Source organism: Streptomyces sp. NPDC046122 (assembly GCF_056429965.1).
On the sequence record NZ_JBWKLQ010000001.1, the window covers coordinates 929,030 to 947,452 of the forward strand.

The following is an 18,423-nucleotide window of genomic DNA, read 5'->3' on the forward strand; positions in this document are numbered from 1 at the left end:
CCCACCTTCCTACGTTTGGGGGACGGCGGCCGCCTCGGCCCCCTCGACCTCCATGCCGGCCGGCGACAGCAGGAAGACGTTCCGGTCGACCCGGTGCATGCCGCTGCCGAGGCCGAAGACTACGCCGCTGCTGAAGTCGAGGATGCGCTTGGCCACATCGACGTCCGCCGCCGTCAGGTCCAGGAGCACCGGTACGTGCGCGATCAGGTACTCCGCGACCTCACGGGCGTCGGAGAACACCTGCACGCGCAGCACGATCATCCGCCGCTGCTCGGCGGCCGCCTCCTCCTGCGGCACGGTGCGGTGATCGACCCGGGAGGGCCACTCGTTCCTGCTGCGCAGCGGCACGACCTGAGCGAGCCCGGCCCACTGTTCATCGGTGACGTCGTACCTGCTCACCGGACCACTCCGCTCACGTGCTGTGTCTGCATCGGACCATCTTCCCGCGCCTCACCCGTTCGGCCCAACAGCGACACGGACGGGATGAGCGGTGACATGTCCGCGCGGCCCGGACAGCGACCGTGGGCCGGGGCACCCCGCTCGACGGCGAGCGGACCGCGCCACCGCCTCGCCAGCGCGGTCCTGCCGCGCGGTGGCCGGCTCGTGCGCGATCAGCCGCCGATCCTGGTGTCCGGTGCGGTGGCCAGCGTGGTGAGGGCGGCCAGGAAGGAACCGGCGAGAGCCCGGGCCGTGGCCGGGGCGAACAGGTCGGTGGCGTAGGCGAGGTGGCCCGTGATCGCCCCGGCGGGGGTCTCGTCGAGGTAGAGGCCCAGGTCGAACTTGGCCACGGCCAGGGGAACCTGATCCGTCCGGCCCCGGAGGCCGGGCATCGTCACCGGCTGATGCGCGCCGCCCCCGAAGGCGAGGACGACCTGGAACAGCGGGTGGTGAGCGGCGCTGCGGCGCGGGTTGAGCGCGGTGACCAGCTTGTCGAAGGGAACGTCCTGGTGGGCGTAGGCCGCCAGGTCGGCGGCGCGCACCCGGGCGAGGAGCTCCCGGTGGGTGGGGGCGCCGGAGGTGTCCGTCCGCAGGACCAGCATGTTGACGAAGTAGCCGACCAGGTCGTCGAGGTCGTCATGCCCGCGCCCGCTGACCGGGGTGCCGACCGGGATGTCCTCCCCCGCGCCGGCCCGGGTGAGAGCCACCGCCAAGGCCGTCTGGAGCAGCATGAAGACGGTGGCGCCGGTCTCCTGGGCGAGGGCCCTGAGACGGCCGGTGAGAGCGGCGTCCACGGTGACGGGCTCGGCCGCGCCCCGGGAGGAGGCGACGGCGGGACGGGGCCTGTCGGTGGGCAGCGGCAGCGCGTCGGGCAGGCCGGCCAGGGCGGGGCGCCAGTGGGCCAGGCGGTCGTCGAGCGTACGGGCTACGGTCTCGCGCTCCCACAGGGCGAAGTCGGCGTACTGGACGGGCAGCTCGGCGAGCTGCGGAGCGCGTCCGGCGACACGGGCCGCGTACGCGTCGGAGAGGTCGCGGACCATGGGGCGGACCGACCACCCGTCGCCGACGATGTGGTGCACGACGAGCATGAGGACGTAACTGCCCGGCTCGTCCTCGACGGTGAGGAGGGTGGCGCGCAGCGGCGGGCCGGTCAGGATGTCGAAGGGCTCCCGGGCGGCGGCCCGTTCGGCCTCGTCGAGGCCCGCGCGGGGGCAGCTGAGGCTGTGCAGGACCGGGCGTGCTTCCTCGGGGGTGAGGACGTGCTGGTAGGGGACACCGCGGACTTCCGGGAAGACGGTACGCAGGGACTCGTGGCGGGCGACCAGGTCGCCCAGGGCCGCTTCGAGGGCCCCGGTGTCGAGCGTGCCGGAGAGACGGACGGCGACCGGGATGTTGTAGGTGGGGCTGGGGCCGTGGAGGAGAGCGAGGTACCACAGGCCCTCCTGGGCGAAGGACAGCGGCGTGTGCTCGGGGCGCGGAATGCGACCGAGGTCGGGGGCGGGCAGGCCGGGTGTGCGGCCGGGGCCGGTCTGCTCCGCTTCGGCCCGGGCGGCGGCGTCCAGCGCTGCGGCCAGCGCGGCCGGGGAGGGGTTGCGGAAGAGGGTGCGGATCGTCAGGTTCAGGTGGGGGACCTGCCGGGACCGGGTGACCAGGCGCATGGCGGACAGGGAGTCCCCGCCCAGGTCGAAGAAGTCGTCGTCGTCGCCGATGCCCGACCGGCCGAGGATCTCCTCGAACAGGGAGCGGAGAGCGGCGGTGACGTTTCCGGCCGGGGCGGTGGACTGGGGCGTGGTCATGGCGGGTCCTTAGAGGATGTCCTGGAGGAGCCGGGTGAGGGCATGACGGAAGCGTCCGGCCAGCTCGTCGGCGTGGCGGGCGGTGAACGCGTCGGCGGAAAGGCGCAGTTCGCCGCGGATGTTGCCGACGGCGCCCCAGCCGAACTCCCATTGGGCGGGGAAGACCACCCAGCTGCGCGGGACCGGCAGAAGGGTGCACCGGGCGTCGGCCAGGCGCAGTCGCAGCGGCTGCTGGTCGATGTTGACCACGTGCAGGAAGAGCGGGGCGGCGTCGAAGGAACGTCGCACTCCGGCCGCGTGCACGATCCGGGAGAACGGCAGCTCCTTGTGGGCCAGCGACTGCTCCATGGCGGCGGAGTGGGCGCGGGCGGCTTCTACGGGGCCGGCGCCCGGGCGCAGGCGGGTGCGGACGGGCAGGGTGTTCAGCAGCGGGCCCATGGCCGAGCGGAGTTCGGGCCGGTCGCGCAGGGCCGTGGGCAGGCCGATCACGGTCTCGTGGTCGTCCGGGCCGGCGACGGTGTGGGAGACGGCCGTGAACAGGACGGTCGAAGGTGACACCCGGGCGATGCGGGCCAGTTCCCGCACGCCGGCGGTGTCGTCCGCGTCCAGGCGCAGATCGAGGGAGATACGGGTGCAGCGGTCCGCATCCGGCGGAGGGACGCGCCGGGGGTAGGGCTGCGGGCGGGTGCCGCGCAGGTGGGCGGCCCACCATGCGGCGTCCCCGGCCGGAACCGCGGCCCCGGGTGTCGGGCCTGTCTCCGGAGGCGCCGGGGTTGTTGCGGCGTCCTGGAGTTCGGCGCGTGCGTGGCTGAAGAAGTCGGCGGCGGGCGGGAGTTGCGGCAGCCGTGCCTCGCGGACGAGGGCGGAGTAGGCCGCGCCGAGTTCCCGCAGCAGGAGAGCCAGCGACACGCTGTCGCCGGCGACGTGGTGCACGGCCAGGGCGAGCTGGTTCCGGTTCGGTCCAGCGGCGGTCAGGGCGGCCCTGACCGGCACCTCACGGGTCAGGTCGAACGGAACGTCGAGGTGAGCGGCGAGGGCCGGGGCGATGCCGGGCGTCCCGGGCGGGGCCCCGGCCGTGTCCGGGCGGCGCAGGGGCGGCAGCGGGGCGGCGTCGCCCAGGACGCTCGCCTCGGTGCCGTCGTAGAGCGCGCACAGCACCGGATGGCGGCGGACCACGTGGTGCAGGGCCTGTTCGAGGAGGCCCGGGTCGAGTGGGCCGGTGATCTCGAAGCAGAGCGGCATGGTGTAGATCGGCAGCTCTTCGAGGGCCTCGTGGGCGAGCATCGACCGCTGCATGTCGGACAGCGGGTTCCGGTGCCCGGCTGCGACGGTGCGCGGTGCGGTCAGGGAGGCGGTCATGGGGTCACAACTCCGGCGAGTGGGGTTCCAGGCCGGCCGCGCGGAGCCAGCCGGCGAAGTCGGGGGCGCGCAGCAGGCTGCTGGGCGGCAGTTCCAGCCCGGTGGCCTCGCGTACCCGCGTGGTGATGCGCAGGGCGAGGAGGGAGTGGCCGCCGAGGGCCAGGAAGTCGTCCTCGTCCCGTACGGCGGCGACGCCGAGGGTGCGGCGCCAGATCTCCCGCAGCCGCTCTCCGGTGGCCGCGCCGGCGAGGGTCTCCTCGGTGGCCACGGGCCGGTCGGAGGAACGGGCCAGGCCGGCGCGGTCCACCTTGCCGTTGGCCAGCCGGGGCAGTGCGGGCAGCAGGATCGTCCGCTCGGGGCGCAGGGCCGGCGGAAGGGCCTGCGCGGCCCAGGCGCGCAGGCCGTCGGCGGTGAGGCCACAGTCGGGTCCGGCGGGGACCACGTAGGCGACGAGGTGCGGTTCGGGGTCGGGGTCGGCGAGGACGAGGACATCGAGGACCTGGTCGTGGCGGGCGAGGACGGCAGCGACTTCGCCGGGCTCCACGCGTACGCCGCGGATCTTGACCTGATCGTCGGTGCGGCCGTGGTACTCCAGGAACCCCGCGGGGTGCAGGCGGACCAGGTCACCGGTGCGGTAGAGCGTGAGGCCCGCGTCGGGGTCGGCCCAGGGGGCGGGGAGGAAGCGTTCGGCGGTGAGGACGGGGTCGAGGTAGCCGGGGGCGACGGGCGTGCCGCCGACCCACAATTCACCCGTCTCCCCCGGCGGTACAGGGGTTAGGTCGGGGGCCAGGACGTGGAGTTCGGCGCCGTCGACGGGCCGTCCGATGGGGGCGACGGCGCCGTCGTGGCCCTCGCGGGCGTCCCAGTAGGAGACGTTGACGGAGGCCTCGGTGGGGCCGTACTGGTTGAACAGCAGGCAGTCGGGGAGGGTCCGACGGAACGTCCGCACCAGGTCCATGCCCAGAGCCTCGCCCCCGCAGAACAGCAGGCGCAGGTCGAGGCAGTCGGCGAGTTCGGGCTCGGCGAGCAGGTAGCGGAGCAGGGAGGGCACGAAGTGGGCGGTGGTGACACCGGCCTCCTGCATCAGGCGGACCAGGCCGAGGCTGTCGTACTGCAGGCCGGGCGGGGCGATGACGAGGGTGCCGCCGGCGACGAGCGGCGCGAAGATCTCGTGCAGCGAGGCGTCGAAGGAGATGGACGCCTTGTGCAGGACCCGGTCGCCGGGGTGGAAGGCGTACTGGCGTTGGCCCCACAGCATCCGGTTCACGAGGCCGGCGTGGTGCAGGCGGACGCCCTTGGGGCGGCCGGTGGAGCCGGAGGTGAACAGGATCACCGCCGGATGCGCGCAGGCGTCGTCGGCGGCGTGCCCGGCGCGGGCAGGGGGCTCGGGCCGCGCGGTCGCCCCCGGGGCGGCGGACGCGGAGGACCGAAGCGTCGTCCAGCGGTGCGGGTTGAGGTCCTCGTCCGGGTGGCGTACGGCGTCCCGGCCCCGCAGCACCAGGGCGGGACGGGCCGAGGCGAGCATCCAGTCGATCCGTTCGGCCGGGTACTCCGGGTCGAGGGGGACGGCGACGGCGCCGAGCGAGAAGGTCGCGAGCAGGGCGACGACGTAGTCGGCGGAGCGGTGGAAGTACAGGCCCACCGGGTCGCCGGCCCGCACCGCGCGGGTGGCGAGCAGGGCCTCGGCGGCGGCGATCCGGCGCCACAGCTCGGCGTAGCCGATCTCGCCGTCCGCGCTGAGCAGGGCGGGGGGCGCGGAGTCGTTCTCCGCCGGTCCGGGCCGGTGGACCAGGTCGGTGAGGTGCCGGGCGCCCGCGGGGACCCCGGCCGCGCCGGATACGGGGCGGGCCGGCGTCGGGACGGCGACCGGTGTCCCGGCCGGGGCGCCGGCGGGTGCGGCGGCGGTGATCACGGGGCTTCCGTACGGGCGGGCGCGGAGCGGCGGGTGCCGGCCATGACCTCGCGCACGACGCCCCTGTAGAAGGTCCAGTAGCTGCGGTCAGTGTGCTTGGCGAGGCGGAGGACTTCGCCGTGCCGCTCGGGCAGTCGGTTGATCGGCACGGTCATCGCGGCGTGATGCTCCACGTGCAGGTTGTTGCCGTTGGTGTACCAGGTGCTGAACCAGCTCCCGCTGATGGAGCGGGTGTTGCGCAGCACGTCGGTGGTGTCGTTGTCGCAGCGGATGTGCTCGGGCAGCTCGACCAGGAAGTGAAGGGGCGTGGACACCAGCAGCATCGGCAGCAGCCACAGGGTCAGGACGTACTCGCCGAAGCCGCACACCGACAGGGCCGCCGCGGCCGCCACGGCGACGCCCATCAGCCGGTGCTCGGCGACGGCGTCGGCGCGCATCCTGTCGGAGATCTTGCCCGCGTCGTACTCCCAGGTACCGCGCCAGCTGCGGTAGCTGTCACGGGCGACTGAGCCGAGCCGCGCGTAGTCGAACATGCCCCGGGCCATCACGCCCACGGTGAGCGGCTGGCGGGTGTCGAAGCCGAAGAACTCAGTGTCCTGGTCGGTGCCGAGGAACCGGTGGTGCTGGAGATGCCGGACGCGGTAGTGGCTGTAAGAGACCAGCATGGGCAGGCCCAGCAGGACACCTGCGGTGCGGTGCGGCGGGCCCTTGACGAAAGCGGAATGGTGCAGGCACTGGTGCTGGAGTTCCACCATGTGCGTGTAGAGGGCGCCGAGCAGGAAGATGCCGGCGACGAGGGTCAGCGGGTGGCCGGCGAGGACCAGCGCGACACCGGCCGCCCCCAACCCCACCACAAGCGCCAGTTTGCCAATGAATACCGTCTGGTCGCGCTTGGTCGTACGCGATCTCTCGAATATGAGCTGGGCCGACACGGGGGCGTCGACAACCGATTCGGACACTTCTCACTCCTGTTTCTGGGATGCGCCCGGGGGATTCAGGCGACGCGGGCGCCGGCGGCGTGCGCGATCAGGTGCTCGGGGCGCAGGTCGGTCCAGTTCCGCTCGATGTAGTCGACGCAACTCTGGCGCGTACCAGTGGAAACAACCTGCTTCCAACCGGCCGGGACGGGGTGGGCGGCGGGCCACAGCGAGTGCTGGTTCTCCCCGTTCACCAGCACCAGGAAAGTCCCGTCCTCGTTGTCGAAGGGGTTCACCATCTCGGTTTCTCCTTGTTACTCATCCATCAATCACTGCCGTCACAGAGATTATTCAGAGCATCAGAACCGGTAAGGCATATGAGGGGGCACATTTGCGGCAGTTATCGTTCCATGAATTCCGTTACCGCGGCCGATACGGCGCTGAGCAGCCGGACGCGGGACGGACCGGACCGGCGGACGAGGCCACGGGCGAGCAGGTCCCGGACGACTCGGCCTGCTTCCCAGCGGGAGAGCGCGCGGCCACCGGGGACGGCCAGACCCTCGGCATCGGCGGCCGACCAGGGCTCGGTGCGTACGGCGGCCCAGGACAGTAGCCGTTCCTGGGCCGGGGACAGCGCGGCGACCGCGGCGGCGGCGGCCTCGACGCAGTCGGGCCGGCCGCCCCGCGCCCAGGGGGGCGAGGTCAGCAGCAGCGGATCGGTGCGGGCGGCGGCCAGCAGGTCGGCGGGCCGGGCGAGCGGGAACCAGTGGGCGGCGGACTCCAACGACCGTGGCAGGCCGTCGAGGAGACGGGCGATCTCGGCGACGCGCGGCGCGTCGGCGGTGGTGGCGGGTAGAGACGGGTCGATCCGGCACACGGCCGCCAGCAGCAGCTCGTATGCCGGATCAGCGCCGTCGGCGGCCGGCCCGAGGGGGGCCAGACTCAGGCGGTGGTCGGCGCGAAAACGGCCGGGCGCGCGGCCGGTGACGAGTATCCGGGCCCGGGGCCAGCGTTCGGCGGCTGCCTCGGCGGGCTCTGCCGCACGCGCCCGCCGGGCGGTGTCCCCCCTGTCCGCCCGAACCGCTCCGTCCCCGGTGTCCGGCACCGTCGCCGGGCGGCCGTCGATTACGACGAGGGCGGGCCGGGCGCCGGGGTCGTCCCCGCCCCGGCGCCCGGGCGGGGCGGGGTGCCCGGCGGAGACCCAGTGCACGGGCAGACCCGTCTCCCGCTCCACCCGCCCGGCCACCGACCGGGCCAGCGCGGTCTTGCCCACGCCGGCGAACCCGGTGACCTCCGCGGTGCGCGTCCCGCCTGCGGTCAGGGCCGCGCACAGCTCCGCCGTCTCGCGCTCCCTGCCGTAGAGGGTGATGTGGTCGGCGTCACCGGACACGCCCGGATCAGCCGTCGGTCCGGGACGGGGTCTGCGGCATGTCCCGCATGCGGCGCAGGGGCGAGAAGTAGACGAAGAGCGCCGCGCTCCAGGTGCCGAGCACGCAGATCAGCAGGGCCGTACGCAGGCCGAGCAGACTGGCCAGCGCACCACCGGTGAGGGCGCCGAGGGGGATGGCGCCGTAGCAGATCCACAGGAAGGAGGCGTTGACCCGGCCCAGCAGGTGGGTGGGGGTGATGGACTGCTGGTACGAGGTGGCCGCGACGTTGTACAGCACGGCGTTGGCGGAGAACGCGGCGAGGCCGAGGCCGTAGAGGAGCACGCCCCAGCCGGGCTGGGCCAGCGGCATCAGCAGGTACAGCGGGCCGGGGACGGCCATGGAGAGCCAGATGATCCGGGCGGTGCCCACACGCTGCGAGATGCGCTGGGTGAGAGCGCCCACGACCAGGCCGCCGATCGCGCTGACGCTGAACACCAGGCCGACCATCCAGGACGGTGCATGGAGTTCGCGGACCATGAAGGTCACTTCGATGGAACCGGCCGCCATGACGAAGAAGTTGGAGGTGGTGGTGCAGGCGAGGATCTTGCGCAGGATGGGCTGCTCGCGGATGAAGGCGAGACCCTCGGTCATCTGGGCGCGCAGCGGAGCCCGGTCGGTCTCCTTCTCCTCCACCGGGCCGGTGACGGGCGGCTCCTTGATGAGGAGCAGGGTGACGGCACTGATCAGGAAGGCGAGGCCGTTGCCCAGGAAGGTGCGGGTGGCGCCGACGAGTCCGATGAGTACGCCGCTGAGGGTGGGGCCGATGAGTTCGGCGAAGTCCTTGCTCATGGAGAGCTTGGCGTTGCCGTCGACGAGCTGGTGCGCCTCGACCATGCGGGGCAGTTTCGCCTTGTAGGCGACGTTGAACAGGACGGTCAGCACGCCGGTCAGACCGACCACCGTGTACAGGTGCCACAGCGTGAGGTCGGAGAGCACGGCGACCACCGGCAGCGAGCCCATCAGGACCATCCGCCCCAGGTCGCACCAGATCATCAGCCGGCGCTGGTCGACCCGGTCCGCGATCACTCCGGCCGGCAGCGAGAACAGCAGGTAGGGCAGCCAGGCGAGGAAGGTGAGCAGCGAGATCTCGAAGACGCTCGCCCGGAGAACGGTGGCGGCGAGCAGCGGGACGGCGACCGCGGAGATCTGCGCCCCCAGTTCACCGACGGTCTGGCCGGTCCACAGCAGCAGGAAGTTGCGGCTGCTCCACAGGGAGGGACGGTCCTGAGCGCCTGCCGCGGGGCCGTCCTGGCCCGCGAGGGCTGCCGGGGCGGGGCCCGCGGGCGGGACGGGGGGCGCGGCCGCCTCGGTGTCCGCGGCCGTCGTGCCGGGTTGCGGGGCCAGGGTGGTCTCTTGCATCGGTGGGGTCACCTGTTCTGGGAGGCGAGGTACGAGGGGGCGGTCGTTCAGGCGGGCAGGAGACGGACGCGAGCCTGCTTGAAGCCGCTGATGACAGTGGAGGCGAGGCGGACCGGCTCGTCCAACAGCTCGGCGGAGCCGACGCGGTTGCACAGTTCGTCGAGGAAGAGCCGCAGCTCCAGCGAGGCGAGGGCGGCGCCGATGCAGTAGTGCGGTCCGGAGCCGAGCGCGAGGTGCGGGACATCGCTGGTACGGGCGACGTCGAAGAGGTCGGGGTCGGGAAAGGCCCGGTGGTCGCGGTTGGCGGAGAAGTGCCAGATGGCGACGTCCTGGCCGGCCTTGATGGTCTGCCCGTGGAGTTCCACGTCCCGCTCGGCGCGGCGCAGTACGTGCTTGCTCGGCGAGACGTGGCGGAGAACTTCGCCGACGGCCGGGGTGAGCAGGCCGCGGTCGGCACGCAGCACGGCCCACTGGCCGGGGTGGTCCATGAGGGCGAGGAGGGCGCCGACGGCGCCGTGCCGGGTGGTCTCGTTGCCGCCGAGGAGGAGCAGGTCGAAGAAGAGCATCGCGTCCTCTTCGGTGAGCTTGCCGGTGCGCTGGGCCTCGACGAGGCGGGTCACGATGTCGTCCCGGGGCGCCATCCGCCGCTGGTCCATCAGGTCCTGGCAGTAGAGCAGGAGTTGCGCGTGGGCGGCCGCGGCGGCGGCGCGGGCGCTCGGGGAGAGCTGGAGGTCCTGGTCGGCGGAGCCGAAGGCGGCGGTGGTCAGGCTCAGCAGCAGGGTCCAGTCCTCCTTGGGCACGCCGAGGAGTGCGGCGATGGAGGCGACGGGCAGGAGGGCGACCGTGTCGACGAAGTCGACCTCGCCCTGCTGGAGGGCCTCGTCGAGGGACTCCGTGACGACCGAGCGGATGTAGGGCTCGAGGCGGCCGATGGCCCGTGGCGTGAAGGAGCGGTTCACCAGCTGGCGGAGCTCGGTGTGCCGGGGGCCGTCCACGTGGGTGAGCATGCGGCCCGAGCCCTCGTCGCCGGTCCAGCGCTGGGCTCCGAGGGTGTTGGTGCCGGCCGAGCTGAACGTGGCTCCGTCCTTCTGGACGGCGAGGCAGTCCTGGTAGCGGGTGACCGACCAGAAGCCCGGTTCGGTGCCCTCGGGGTTCCAGTGCAGCGGGGCGTGGTCGCGCAGGTAGCGGAAGACCCGGTGGTGGCCGGGGTCGGTGAAGACCTGCGGGTCGGCGAGATCGATGTGGTCGAGAGCGCTCTTGACGGCGGTGGCGGCGGGCAACGTGACCTCTTCGGGCTGGGCGCGGCGGGAGCGCGGGGCGGGAACGGGCGGGGCGGCGGGACGGGTCAGCCGGCCATCATCTTCTGGATCTCGTTCATCAGCGTGGTGAGCGCGGCCCGCTCCGGCAGGGTGGTGTCCGGGTGCCACAGGTCGGCCAGCAGACAGGTCCGGGCGCGGTCGCCGCCGTTCCATGCCTCGTGCTCGAAGGAGTAGTCGAAGAGCAGGCACTTGCCCTCCTCCCACTGCCGCGTCTCCTCGGCGACACGGATCGCGGCGCCCTCGGGGATGTCGATGGCCAGGTGGAGGTTGATGCTGAAGTTCCACAGGTCGCAGTGCGGCTTGATCGCGGCGCCCGGCAGCAGGGTGGAGAAGTGGGACTCCAGGAGCGGGCAGATCACGCCGGTGTCGACGGCGTGCTCCCCGAGCACCTTGTACGCGGTGGGGGCCAGGGCCTGGGCCTCGCCGTTGAGGGCGCCGTCCCGGTAGAGGTACAGGGCCTGCCAGTCGCGCTGGCGGACCAGGTAGTGCTCGTAGTCCGAGAACTCGGCCCGGCGCTGCTCCCAGGCGAGCTCCTGCTCGGCCTTGATCTGCGCGTGGTTGGCCTCCAGTGACGTGACCAGGGGCAGCAGTTCGGGATAGGCGTACGGGTCGTGCCAGGCAACCTGCGGGATGCCGGGGAGCACCCACTTGGCGGCCTGCTGGAGCGGGTGGCGCTGGTCGCTGCGGCGCTTGGGTTCCAGCATCTCCTCGACGCGGGCGAGGGAATCGGCGCCGTGCTCGGCCTTCAGCCGGGCGAAGCAGTCGTCGATCTCGGGGGTCATGGCGTGAGCTCTCCTGGGGCGGGGGTCCGGGGGTGACGCGGCGAGTGGCGGTGCGCGGCACCCCCGGGGAGTTCGGTACGGGCTGGGACCGGTCCTGGACGGACCGCGGGGGCTCGGGAACGGCCGGGGCTCAGACGCCGCGACGTACCAGCTGCGGGCGGGCCGCGGCGGCGGCCGGCGCGTCGTCGCCGAGGCTGCCGACGACGCCGGCCACGGTGGGGCTGCCGAACAGCTTCATCAGGTTGACCTCGACGCCCATGACGCTGCGGATGCGGTTCACCAGCCGGGTGGCCAGGAGCGAATGCCCGCCGAGTTCGAAGAAGTTGTCGTCCAGCGACACCGAGTCGACCTTGAGTATCTCCGCGAAGAGCGCGGCGACCTGCTTCTCGCGCTCGGTCTCCGGGGCCCGGCCGCCGGAGCGGGAGCCGTAGTCCGGCACCGGCAGCGCCCGGCGGTCCAGCTTGGCGTTGCGGGTCAGCGGCAGTTCGTCCAGCAGCACGAACGCGGACGGGATCATGTACTCGGGCAGCCGCGTGCCGAGGGCCGACCGGAGTTCGGTCACATCGACGGTGGCGCCCTTGCCCGGCACCAGGTAGGCGACCAGCCGCTTGTCTCCGGGGGTGTCCTCGCGGACGACGACCGCCGCGTCGGCCACGTCGGCGTACGAGGCGACAGCGGTCTGGATCTCACCGAGCTCGATACGGATACCCCGCAGTTTGACCTGGTCGTCGGAGCGGCCGGCGAAGATCAGGTAACCGTCCGAGGTCCAGCGGCCCAGGTCGCCGCTGCGGTACATCCTCTCCCCCGGCTCGCCGAAGGGGTTGGCCACGAACCGGCCTGCGGTCTGGGCGGCCCGGCCCAGGTAGCCGCGGCCGAGGTTGGCGCCCGCCAGGTAGATCTCGCCCAGCACGCCCGGAGGCACGGGGTGGAGGTGCTCGTCGAGGATGTGGACAGCGCTGTTGTACACGGGTCGACCGATGGTGGCCGCCGGGTACTCGGGCAGGGCGCAGCCCGAGGCCTCGACGCAGAACTCGCTGGGCCCGTAGTAGTTGTAGACGGTGGTGTGGGGGGCCTTGCGCAGGTCGTTCCAGAGGGTCTCGCTGACGGCTTCGCCGCCCAGCATGAGGGTGCGCGGGGCCCGGTCGCCGTCCAGGACGCCTTCGGCGAGGAGTTGGGCGGCGAAGCTCGGCGTGACGTCGAGCTGGCCGATGCCGCGGCTGGTGACGTAGTCCACGAGCAGGCGCGGGTCGCGGCGCGTCAGCTCGTCCAGGAGGTGCAGCTCGTGGCCGGCGACCATGGCCAGGACGCCTTCCCAGGAGGTGTCGAAGGCCAGGGAGGCGGACAGGGCCACCCGCACCCGGTCGGCGGGGGCGGCCGGCGGCGGGAACGTGATGTCGGCGTGGTACGTCCACAGATTGGTCAGGGCGCGGTGCAGAACGGTGACGCCCTTGGGCAGACCGGTGGAGCCGGAGGTGTAGATGATGTAGGCCGCGTGGTCGGGCAGCAGCGCGACCGGCCGGCAGGCGTCGGTCACGTCGTGCTCGGGGCTCGCGGCCTGGTGGTGATCGGTGACCAGCGGGGGCAGCTCGGTGTCGGGGCCGAGGCCGGCGGCGATCCCCTCGGTGGTGACGAGGACGGCCGGGCGGGCGTCGGTGAGCACTTGGCGGATCCGCTCGGCCGGGTTCTGCGGGTCGATCGGGGTGTAGACGCCGCCGGACTTGGCGACCGCCAGCCAGGCGACGACCGCGTCCGCGGTGCGCGGCATGGCGACGGCGACGACCGAGTCGGCGGCGACGCCCAGGTCGATGAGGTGGTGGGCGAGGCGGTTGACGCGGGCGTTGAGTTCGGCGTACGAGAGCTCGGTGGCGCCGGCCACGAGAGCCGTCGCGTCCGGGGTGAGCGCGGCGCGCCGGGCGAACAGGTCGCCGATGGTGCCCGCGGGGAGTTCACGGGCGGTGGAGTTCCACTCGGCGAGCCGCACCCGCTCGGCGGGGGTGACGATGTCGGCGGCGCCGATCGGGGCGTCCGGTCGGGCGACGGCGGCCTCCAGGAACCGCACCAGGCGCTCGGTGAGGGCGGCCGCGGTGTCGGCGTCGAAGAGGTCGGCGGCGTACTCCAGGGTGCCGTCGATACCGAGCGGGGTCCCATCCGCGGCGGTGCGGTCGCGCAGGACGACGGAGAGGTCGAACTTGGCCACCGACATCTTCATGAACTCGACGCTGGTGACCAGGTCGCCCAGCCGCATCTCGCGTCCCCCGCTGTGCAGTTCGAGGCCGACCTGGAACAGCGGGTGGCGGGCCCGGTGGCGCACCGGGTTGAGCTCCTCCACGAGACGGTCGAACGGCAGATCCTGGCGGGAGTAGGCGTCGAGGCTGGTCTCGCGGACCCGCTCGACGAGCTCGCGGAAAGAGGGGTCGCCTGACGTGTCGGTACGCAGCACCTGGGTGTTGATGAAGAGGCCGACGAGGTCGTCGAGCGCCTGGTCGGTGCGGCCGGCGATGGAGACGCCGAGAGGAATGTCGGTGCCGGCGCCGAGGCGGGTCAACAGGGCGGCGACGGCGGCCTGGACGACCATGAAGAGAGTGGTGCGGGTCTGCCGGGCGGTCTCCAGAAGGGCGGCGTGCACCTGGGGAGAGAGGCTGAAGTCCGTCTTCCGGCCGCGGAAGGTGCCCACCTGCGGACGAGGACGGTCGAACGGGAGAGCGAGTTCCTCCGGCAGGTCGGCCAGGGTCTCGCGCCAGTAGGCGAGCTGGCGGCCGGCCAGGCTGTCGGGGTCGGCGGCGGCGCCGAGGAGTTCGCGCTGCCAGAGGGTGTAGTCGGTGTACTGGACCGGCAGCGGCTCCCAGGCCGGCGCGCGGCCTTCGGCGCGGGCGTCGTAGGCAGTGCCGAGGTCGCGCAGCAGCGGGTCGACCGACCAGCCGTCGCAGACGACGTGGTGCAGGACGAGGGCGAGTACGTGCTGGTCGGGGGCGGTACGGAAGAGGGTGGCACGGATGCTGGGGCCCGCGTCCAGATCGAAGGGCAGCTCGGCCTCGCGGCGCAGGGCGGCGTCCAGGCGGTCGGCGGCCGTCTCGGTGACCTCGAGGGGCAGCGGCACCTCGGCGGTGGGCAGGACCCGCTGGAACGGTTCGCCGTCCCGTTCGACGAACACGGTGCGCAGGACCTCGTGGCGCTCGACGACGTCGACGAGGGCGGCGCGGAGTGCGCGAACGTCCAGGTCTCCGCCGATCCGGGCGACGATCGGCACGTTGTACGTGGCGCTGGGGCCCTCCAGCCGGTTGAAGAACCACAGCCGCTGCTGGGCGAACGACAGCGGGAACACACTCACCCCTGTGGAAAGAAGATCATTGCTCATTGCCGGGAACCTCGGAATCCTCTGAGCCGCCGAAAGGCTCGGCGTGCTGACGTGCGCGGTGCGCTGCGTGCGCTGCAGTCGCTGGGTACGGGTCGTTCGGGTGGTACCGGTCGTTCAAGGGGGTGCCGGTGGTACGGGTCGCGCGCCTCCCACCGGGGGCCGGCGGCCGGGGCGCCGGTCAGGCGGAGCGGCGGATCAGGCGGGGGCGCGCCGCCGCCGGTTCGGACGAGGCCGCGCGGCGCAGGCTCGCGGCGAGCCCGGCGACGGTCGGGGTGTCGAGCACCTGCCGGAGTTCGAAGTCCACACCCAGGTCGGCGCGGATACGACTCCACACCCGGATGGCGAGCAGCGAGTGGCCTCCGAGGGCGTAGAAGTCGTCCTGCGGGGCGACCTCGGGGACGTCCAGGACCTCGGCGAAGACGCCCGCGACCGCCGCTTCGAACGGGTCGGCGTACCCGGTCGCGGGAGCGGCCCCGGCGGTCGGGTGGGCCGGGCCGCCCTCGGCGGGCTGCAGGGCGGCCAGTGCTGCGCGGTCCGCCTTGTGGTTGCGGGTCAGCGGGATCGCGTCCACCTGCCAGAACCCGCTCGGGACCATGTGCTCGGGCAGCTCGCGGGACAGGGCCGCGTGCAGGGCCCCGAGGTCGAGCCGGGAGTCAGCGGTGACGTAGGTGCACAGGACGGGTGCGCCCTCGGGGCGCGGCCGCAGCAGGACGACGGCCTCACGGACGCCGGGGAGGGCGGTGAGCCGGCTCTCGATCTCGCCGAGTTCGACCCGGTAACCGCGGATCTTCACCTGGTTGTCGGCCCGTCCCAGGTACTCGATCACCCCGTCCTCCGTCCAGCGGGCGATGTCGCCGGTGCGGTAGAGCCGCTCGGGGGCGCCGGTGCCGCCCGTGGTGAAGGCCCGGGCGTCGAGTTCGGGCCGGCCGAGGTAGCCGTCGCTGAGGCCGTCGCCGCCCACGTGCAGTTCCCCGGCGACGCCGATGGGCTGCGGATTGCCGTCGCGGTCCAGCACGTAGGCGGTGGAGTTCGCGAGGGGGGTGCCGATGGGGATCCGGTCGGGGTAGGGGCGCGTGATGCGGTGGGTGAGGGAGAAGGTGGTGTTCTCGGTCGGCCCGTAGCCGTTGATGTACGTGGCGGTGGGGGCGGCGGCCAGGGCGGCGGCGATGTGCCGCGGCGACAGCGCCTCGCCGCCGACGAGCACCTGGCAGCCGGCGAGCAGGCCCGCGTCCTGGTCGACGAGCTGGTTGAATAGCGCGGCCGTGAGCCAGAGGGTGTTGACGCCGTGGCGGTCGACGGCGGCACGGAGTTCGGCGGCCTCCAGCACCGTCCAGGACGGTACGAGGACCAGGGTGCCGCCGTTGAGCAGGGCGCCCCAGAACTCGAAGGTGGTGGCGTCGAAGGCGACGGCCCCGGTCTGCAGGACCACGGTGTCGGCATTCAGGTCGGCGTAGTCGGTACCGGTGACGAGCCGGACAACGGCCCGGTGGTTGACCAGGACGCCCTTCGGCGTGCCGGTGGTGCCGGAGGTGTACATGACGTAAGCGGTGTCGAGCGGGCCGGCCGGGGACTCGGGCAGCCCGACGGCCGCCTCCTGGGGGCGCGTGAGGTCCAGGACCGGGACGACGGCGGTGATCTGCGGCTCCTCCGTCAGCAGCAGGCAGGCGCCGCTGTCGGCAAGGAGGAAGTCGCGCCGGTTGTCGGGCAGGCCGGGGGTGAGCGGAACGTAGGCGGCGCCGACGCGCACGCACGCGAGGACGGCGACCATCAGCCGGTCCGTCTTCTCCAGCAGGAGCGCGACGCGGCTGCCGCGGCCGGCGCCGCGGGCGTGCAGGACGGCCGCGAGCGCCTCGGCGCGCTCGGACAGCTCTCGGTAGGTGAGGGTGGTTCCGCCGTCGTGGACGACAGCCGGGTGGTCGGGGCGTTCGGCGGCCTGGGCCGCGAACAGCTCGTACACGGAGGACTCGCGCGGGTAATCGGTGCGCACGCCCCGCAGGGCGTGCAGCCGGGCCCGCTCGGCCGGGGTGACGAGCGGCAGGGAGCCGATCGACGCCGCAGGCGTACGGGTCAGCCCCTCCAAGAGCTGCGCGAGGTGGCCGAGGGCCGCCTCGGCGGCCCGGCCGTCGAGCAGGTGGCCGTGGGTCGCGGCGTGCAGGACGACACCGTCGGCGGTGTGCTCGGCGGACACCGTGAGGGCGTCCGGCCCGCCCGGCCGCTCCCCCGCGTCGGCCCCGCCGTCGTCGAGGGCGCAGACCAGCATCGGCCGGACCTCGTCCGGCTCGGCGGCCGGGGGCGTCCCGCCGGTGCCCGCCTCGTCCGCGAGGTACCCGACGACTTCGGCCAGGTGCTCGCCGGCGGTGCGGCCGGAGGGCATCTCCAGCGCGGCGACGCGGTCCGGCCGGCCCGCGCGGCGGATGCCGGCCCGGAAACCGGTGGCGTCGGCGTACTTGCGGCCCAGCAGCAGGGCGGCGGCGAGCAGGTGCTCGGCGGTCCGGCCGGCCACGGCCTCGGAGAGGGCGGCCGGCAGGGGCAGGGAGCGGCGTACCGTCGAGCAGTCCCCGGTCAGTGGACACGAGCCGGCGACGGGGAACCCGGACGGCGTGCCGTCCGCTCCGGACGGCGTCACATCTGCAGCAGCCATGGTCATCAGTCCCGATCGATTCCTGTGGGTGTGGTTCCGACGTTAGGTCGGGGGTGCGGGGCGGGAGCGGCACAAGGCCGGGCACTTCACCGGTAGTTGGCGCCGCTCACCAGCGGCGGGTCTCGCCGAAGAAGTCCGGGACGGACAGCAGCCGCCCCTCCGCGCGGGCCCGCTGGTAGAGGTAGTGGCCGACGGCCAGGTCGAGGACGCCCAGGCCGAACGGGGAGAAGACCGTGGGGCGGTCCGCTGCGGGGCGCACCCGGCCGTCGATCACCTGCGCGAGGGTCCCGGTCACGAACTCCCGCCCTCCCGTGAGCTGTTCGGCCAGGTGGGGCGAGGTGTCCGCCTTCATGCAGTGCTCGACGTCGTCGAAGACGTTGTTCGCGCCGAGCAGGATCTCGGGGGCGAGGTCGCGCAGGGAGACGTTGAGGATCAGCTGGTCGGGGCGGAACGTCCGGTCGGCGGCGACGTGCGGGCGCAGCGCGGTGGTGGCGAGGACGACGAGGTCGCAGTCCAGGGCCTCGGCGGCGGTGGCGGGCCGGGCCTCGGCGCCGTAGGAGTCCGCGAGGTGGCCGCTCAGGGCGGACGCGGACGAGTCGTCCAGGTCGTGGCAGCGGACCTCGGTGAGCGGGGTGCCGGTGCGGTGGAGGTAGCGGCAGATCGTGCGGGCGATGACGCCACCGCCGAGGACGCCGACGGTGGCCGGCGGGCGGGTCGCCAGCACGGTGGCCGCCAGGGCCGCCGAGGCCGCGGTGCGGGCGGCGCTAATCCCGGCCGCTTCCAGCAGCGCGAAGGGGTATCCGGTGGCGTAGTCGTTGAGGACCAGCACGGCGGAGGCACGCGGGATTCCGGCCGCGGTGTTCTGCGGAAAGCTGGCGATCCACTTGATGCCGGCGACGTCGTCGTCTCCGCCGAGATATGCGGGCAGGGCGATGATGCGGGAATCGGGCTTGTCGGGGAAGCGGAGGAAATAGCTGTCCGGGTTGACGGTGGCACCGGACTCGTGTGTCAAGTACGCCTCGCGCACCCTTTCGACGACGTCCTTCTCGCTGCCTTCGAGCAGACTGACGATGTCCCGGCCTCCGAGTACGGAGAATTCGAGTGGCACAGTGTTT

The 18,423-nt window shown here is 73.0% G+C and carries 13 protein-coding genes; all 13 read right to left on the reverse strand.

Annotation, left to right across the window (positions count from 1 at the left end):
• Positions 1-9: 9 nt before the first annotated feature.
• The 13 genes from AC07FK_RS04025 to sbnB all read right to left on the reverse strand — a co-directional run bounded on the left by AC07FK_RS04025 (position 10) and on the right by sbnB (position 18,416).
• Positions 10-399 (reverse strand): cell division protein SepF, encoded by a 390-nt coding sequence (locus AC07FK_RS04025; RefSeq protein WP_479102273.1) that lies wholly within the window; start codon positions 397-399, stop codon positions 10-12.
• A gap of 212 nt (positions 400-611) precedes the next feature.
• Positions 612-2,234, reverse strand: coding sequence for a condensation domain-containing protein (locus AC07FK_RS04030; RefSeq protein ID WP_479102275.1), 1,623 nt, complete (start codon positions 2,232-2,234; stop codon positions 612-614).
• Positions 2,235-2,243: 9 nt separating this feature from the next.
• Complete coding sequence (locus AC07FK_RS04035) at positions 2,244-3,593, reverse strand: condensation domain-containing protein (protein WP_479102277.1); 1,350 nt, start codon at positions 3,591-3,593, stop codon at positions 2,244-2,246.
• A 4-nt stretch (positions 3,594-3,597) separates the two neighbouring features.
• A complete protein-coding gene (locus tag AC07FK_RS04040) occupies positions 3,598-5,505 on the reverse strand; it encodes a non-ribosomal peptide synthetase (RefSeq protein ID WP_479102279.1) in 1,908 nt (635 codons plus the stop codon).
• Complete coding sequence (locus tag AC07FK_RS04045; RefSeq protein WP_479102281.1) at positions 5,502-6,464, reverse strand: fatty acid desaturase family protein; 963 nt, start codon at positions 6,462-6,464, stop codon at positions 5,502-5,504. The genes AC07FK_RS04040 and AC07FK_RS04045 overlap by 4 nt, the downstream gene beginning before the upstream one ends.
• A gap of 35 nt (positions 6,465-6,499) precedes the next feature.
• Positions 6,500-6,721 carry an MbtH family protein gene (locus AC07FK_RS04050; protein ID WP_479102283.1) on the reverse strand — a complete coding sequence of 74 codons (222 nt, stop codon included), beginning with the start codon at positions 6,719-6,721 and terminating at the stop codon, positions 6,500-6,502.
• A gap of 101 nt (positions 6,722-6,822) precedes the next feature.
• Positions 6,823-7,812, reverse strand: a complete 990-nt coding sequence (locus AC07FK_RS04055) for an ATP-binding protein (protein ID WP_479102285.1) — start codon at positions 7,810-7,812, stop codon at positions 6,823-6,825.
• Between the two features lie 7 nt (positions 7,813-7,819).
• The gene (locus tag AC07FK_RS04060) at positions 7,820-9,211 is read right to left on the reverse strand and encodes an MFS transporter (protein WP_479102287.1); all 1,392 of its coding nucleotides are present in this window, start codon (positions 9,209-9,211) and stop codon (positions 7,820-7,822) included.
• Positions 9,212-9,258: 47 nt separating this feature from the next.
• On the reverse strand, positions 9,259-10,491 hold the full coding sequence (locus tag AC07FK_RS04065) for a cytochrome P450 (RefSeq protein ID WP_479102289.1): 1,233 nt from the start codon (positions 10,489-10,491) through the stop codon (positions 9,259-9,261).
• A gap of 65 nt (positions 10,492-10,556) precedes the next feature.
• Positions 10,557-11,312, reverse strand: a complete 756-nt coding sequence (locus tag AC07FK_RS04070; RefSeq protein WP_479102291.1) for an aspartyl/asparaginyl beta-hydroxylase domain-containing protein — start codon at positions 11,310-11,312, stop codon at positions 10,557-10,559.
• A 130-nt stretch (positions 11,313-11,442) separates the two neighbouring features.
• Positions 11,443-14,667 (reverse strand): non-ribosomal peptide synthetase, encoded by a 3,225-nt coding sequence (locus AC07FK_RS04075; protein WP_479102292.1) that lies wholly within the window; start codon positions 14,665-14,667, stop codon positions 11,443-11,445.
• Between the two features lie 178 nt (positions 14,668-14,845).
• Positions 14,846-17,308, reverse strand: a complete 2,463-nt coding sequence (locus AC07FK_RS04080) for an amino acid adenylation domain-containing protein (protein ID WP_479102293.1) — start codon at positions 17,306-17,308, stop codon at positions 14,846-14,848.
• 106 nt (positions 17,309-17,414) lie between these two features.
• Entirely contained in the window at positions 17,415-18,416 is a 1,002-nt protein-coding gene (gene sbnB, locus AC07FK_RS04085; protein WP_479102295.1) for a 2,3-diaminopropionate biosynthesis protein SbnB, read from the reverse strand.
• Positions 18,417-18,423 lie beyond the last annotated feature (7 nt).

Excerpts from the sequence above, each read along its gene's own strand:
- AC07FK_RS04030 (WP_479102275.1), bottom strand. The coding sequence starts at position 2,234 with ATGACCACGCCCCAGTCCACCGCCCCGGCCGGAAACGTCACCGCCGCT.
- AC07FK_RS04035 (WP_479102277.1), bottom strand. The coding sequence starts at position 3,593 with ATGACCGCCTCCCTGACCGCACCGCGCACCGTCGCAGCCGGGCACCGG.
- AC07FK_RS04050 (WP_479102283.1), bottom strand. The coding sequence starts at position 6,721 with ATGGTGAACCCCTTCGACAACGAGGACGGGACTTTCCTGGTGCTGGTG.
- AC07FK_RS04060 (WP_479102287.1), bottom strand. The coding sequence starts at position 9,211 with ATGCAAGAGACCACCCTGGCCCCGCAACCCGGCACGACGGCCGCGGAC.
- AC07FK_RS04070 (WP_479102291.1), bottom strand. The coding sequence starts at position 11,312 with ATGACCCCCGAGATCGACGACTGCTTCGCCCGGCTGAAGGCCGAGCAC.
- AC07FK_RS04075 (WP_479102292.1), bottom strand. The coding sequence starts at position 14,667 with ATGAGCAATGATCTTCTTTCCACAGGGGTGAGTGTGTTCCCGCTGTCG.
- AC07FK_RS04080 (WP_479102293.1), bottom strand. The coding sequence starts at position 17,308 with ATGGCTGCTGCAGATGTGACGCCGTCCGGAGCGGACGGCACGCCGTCC.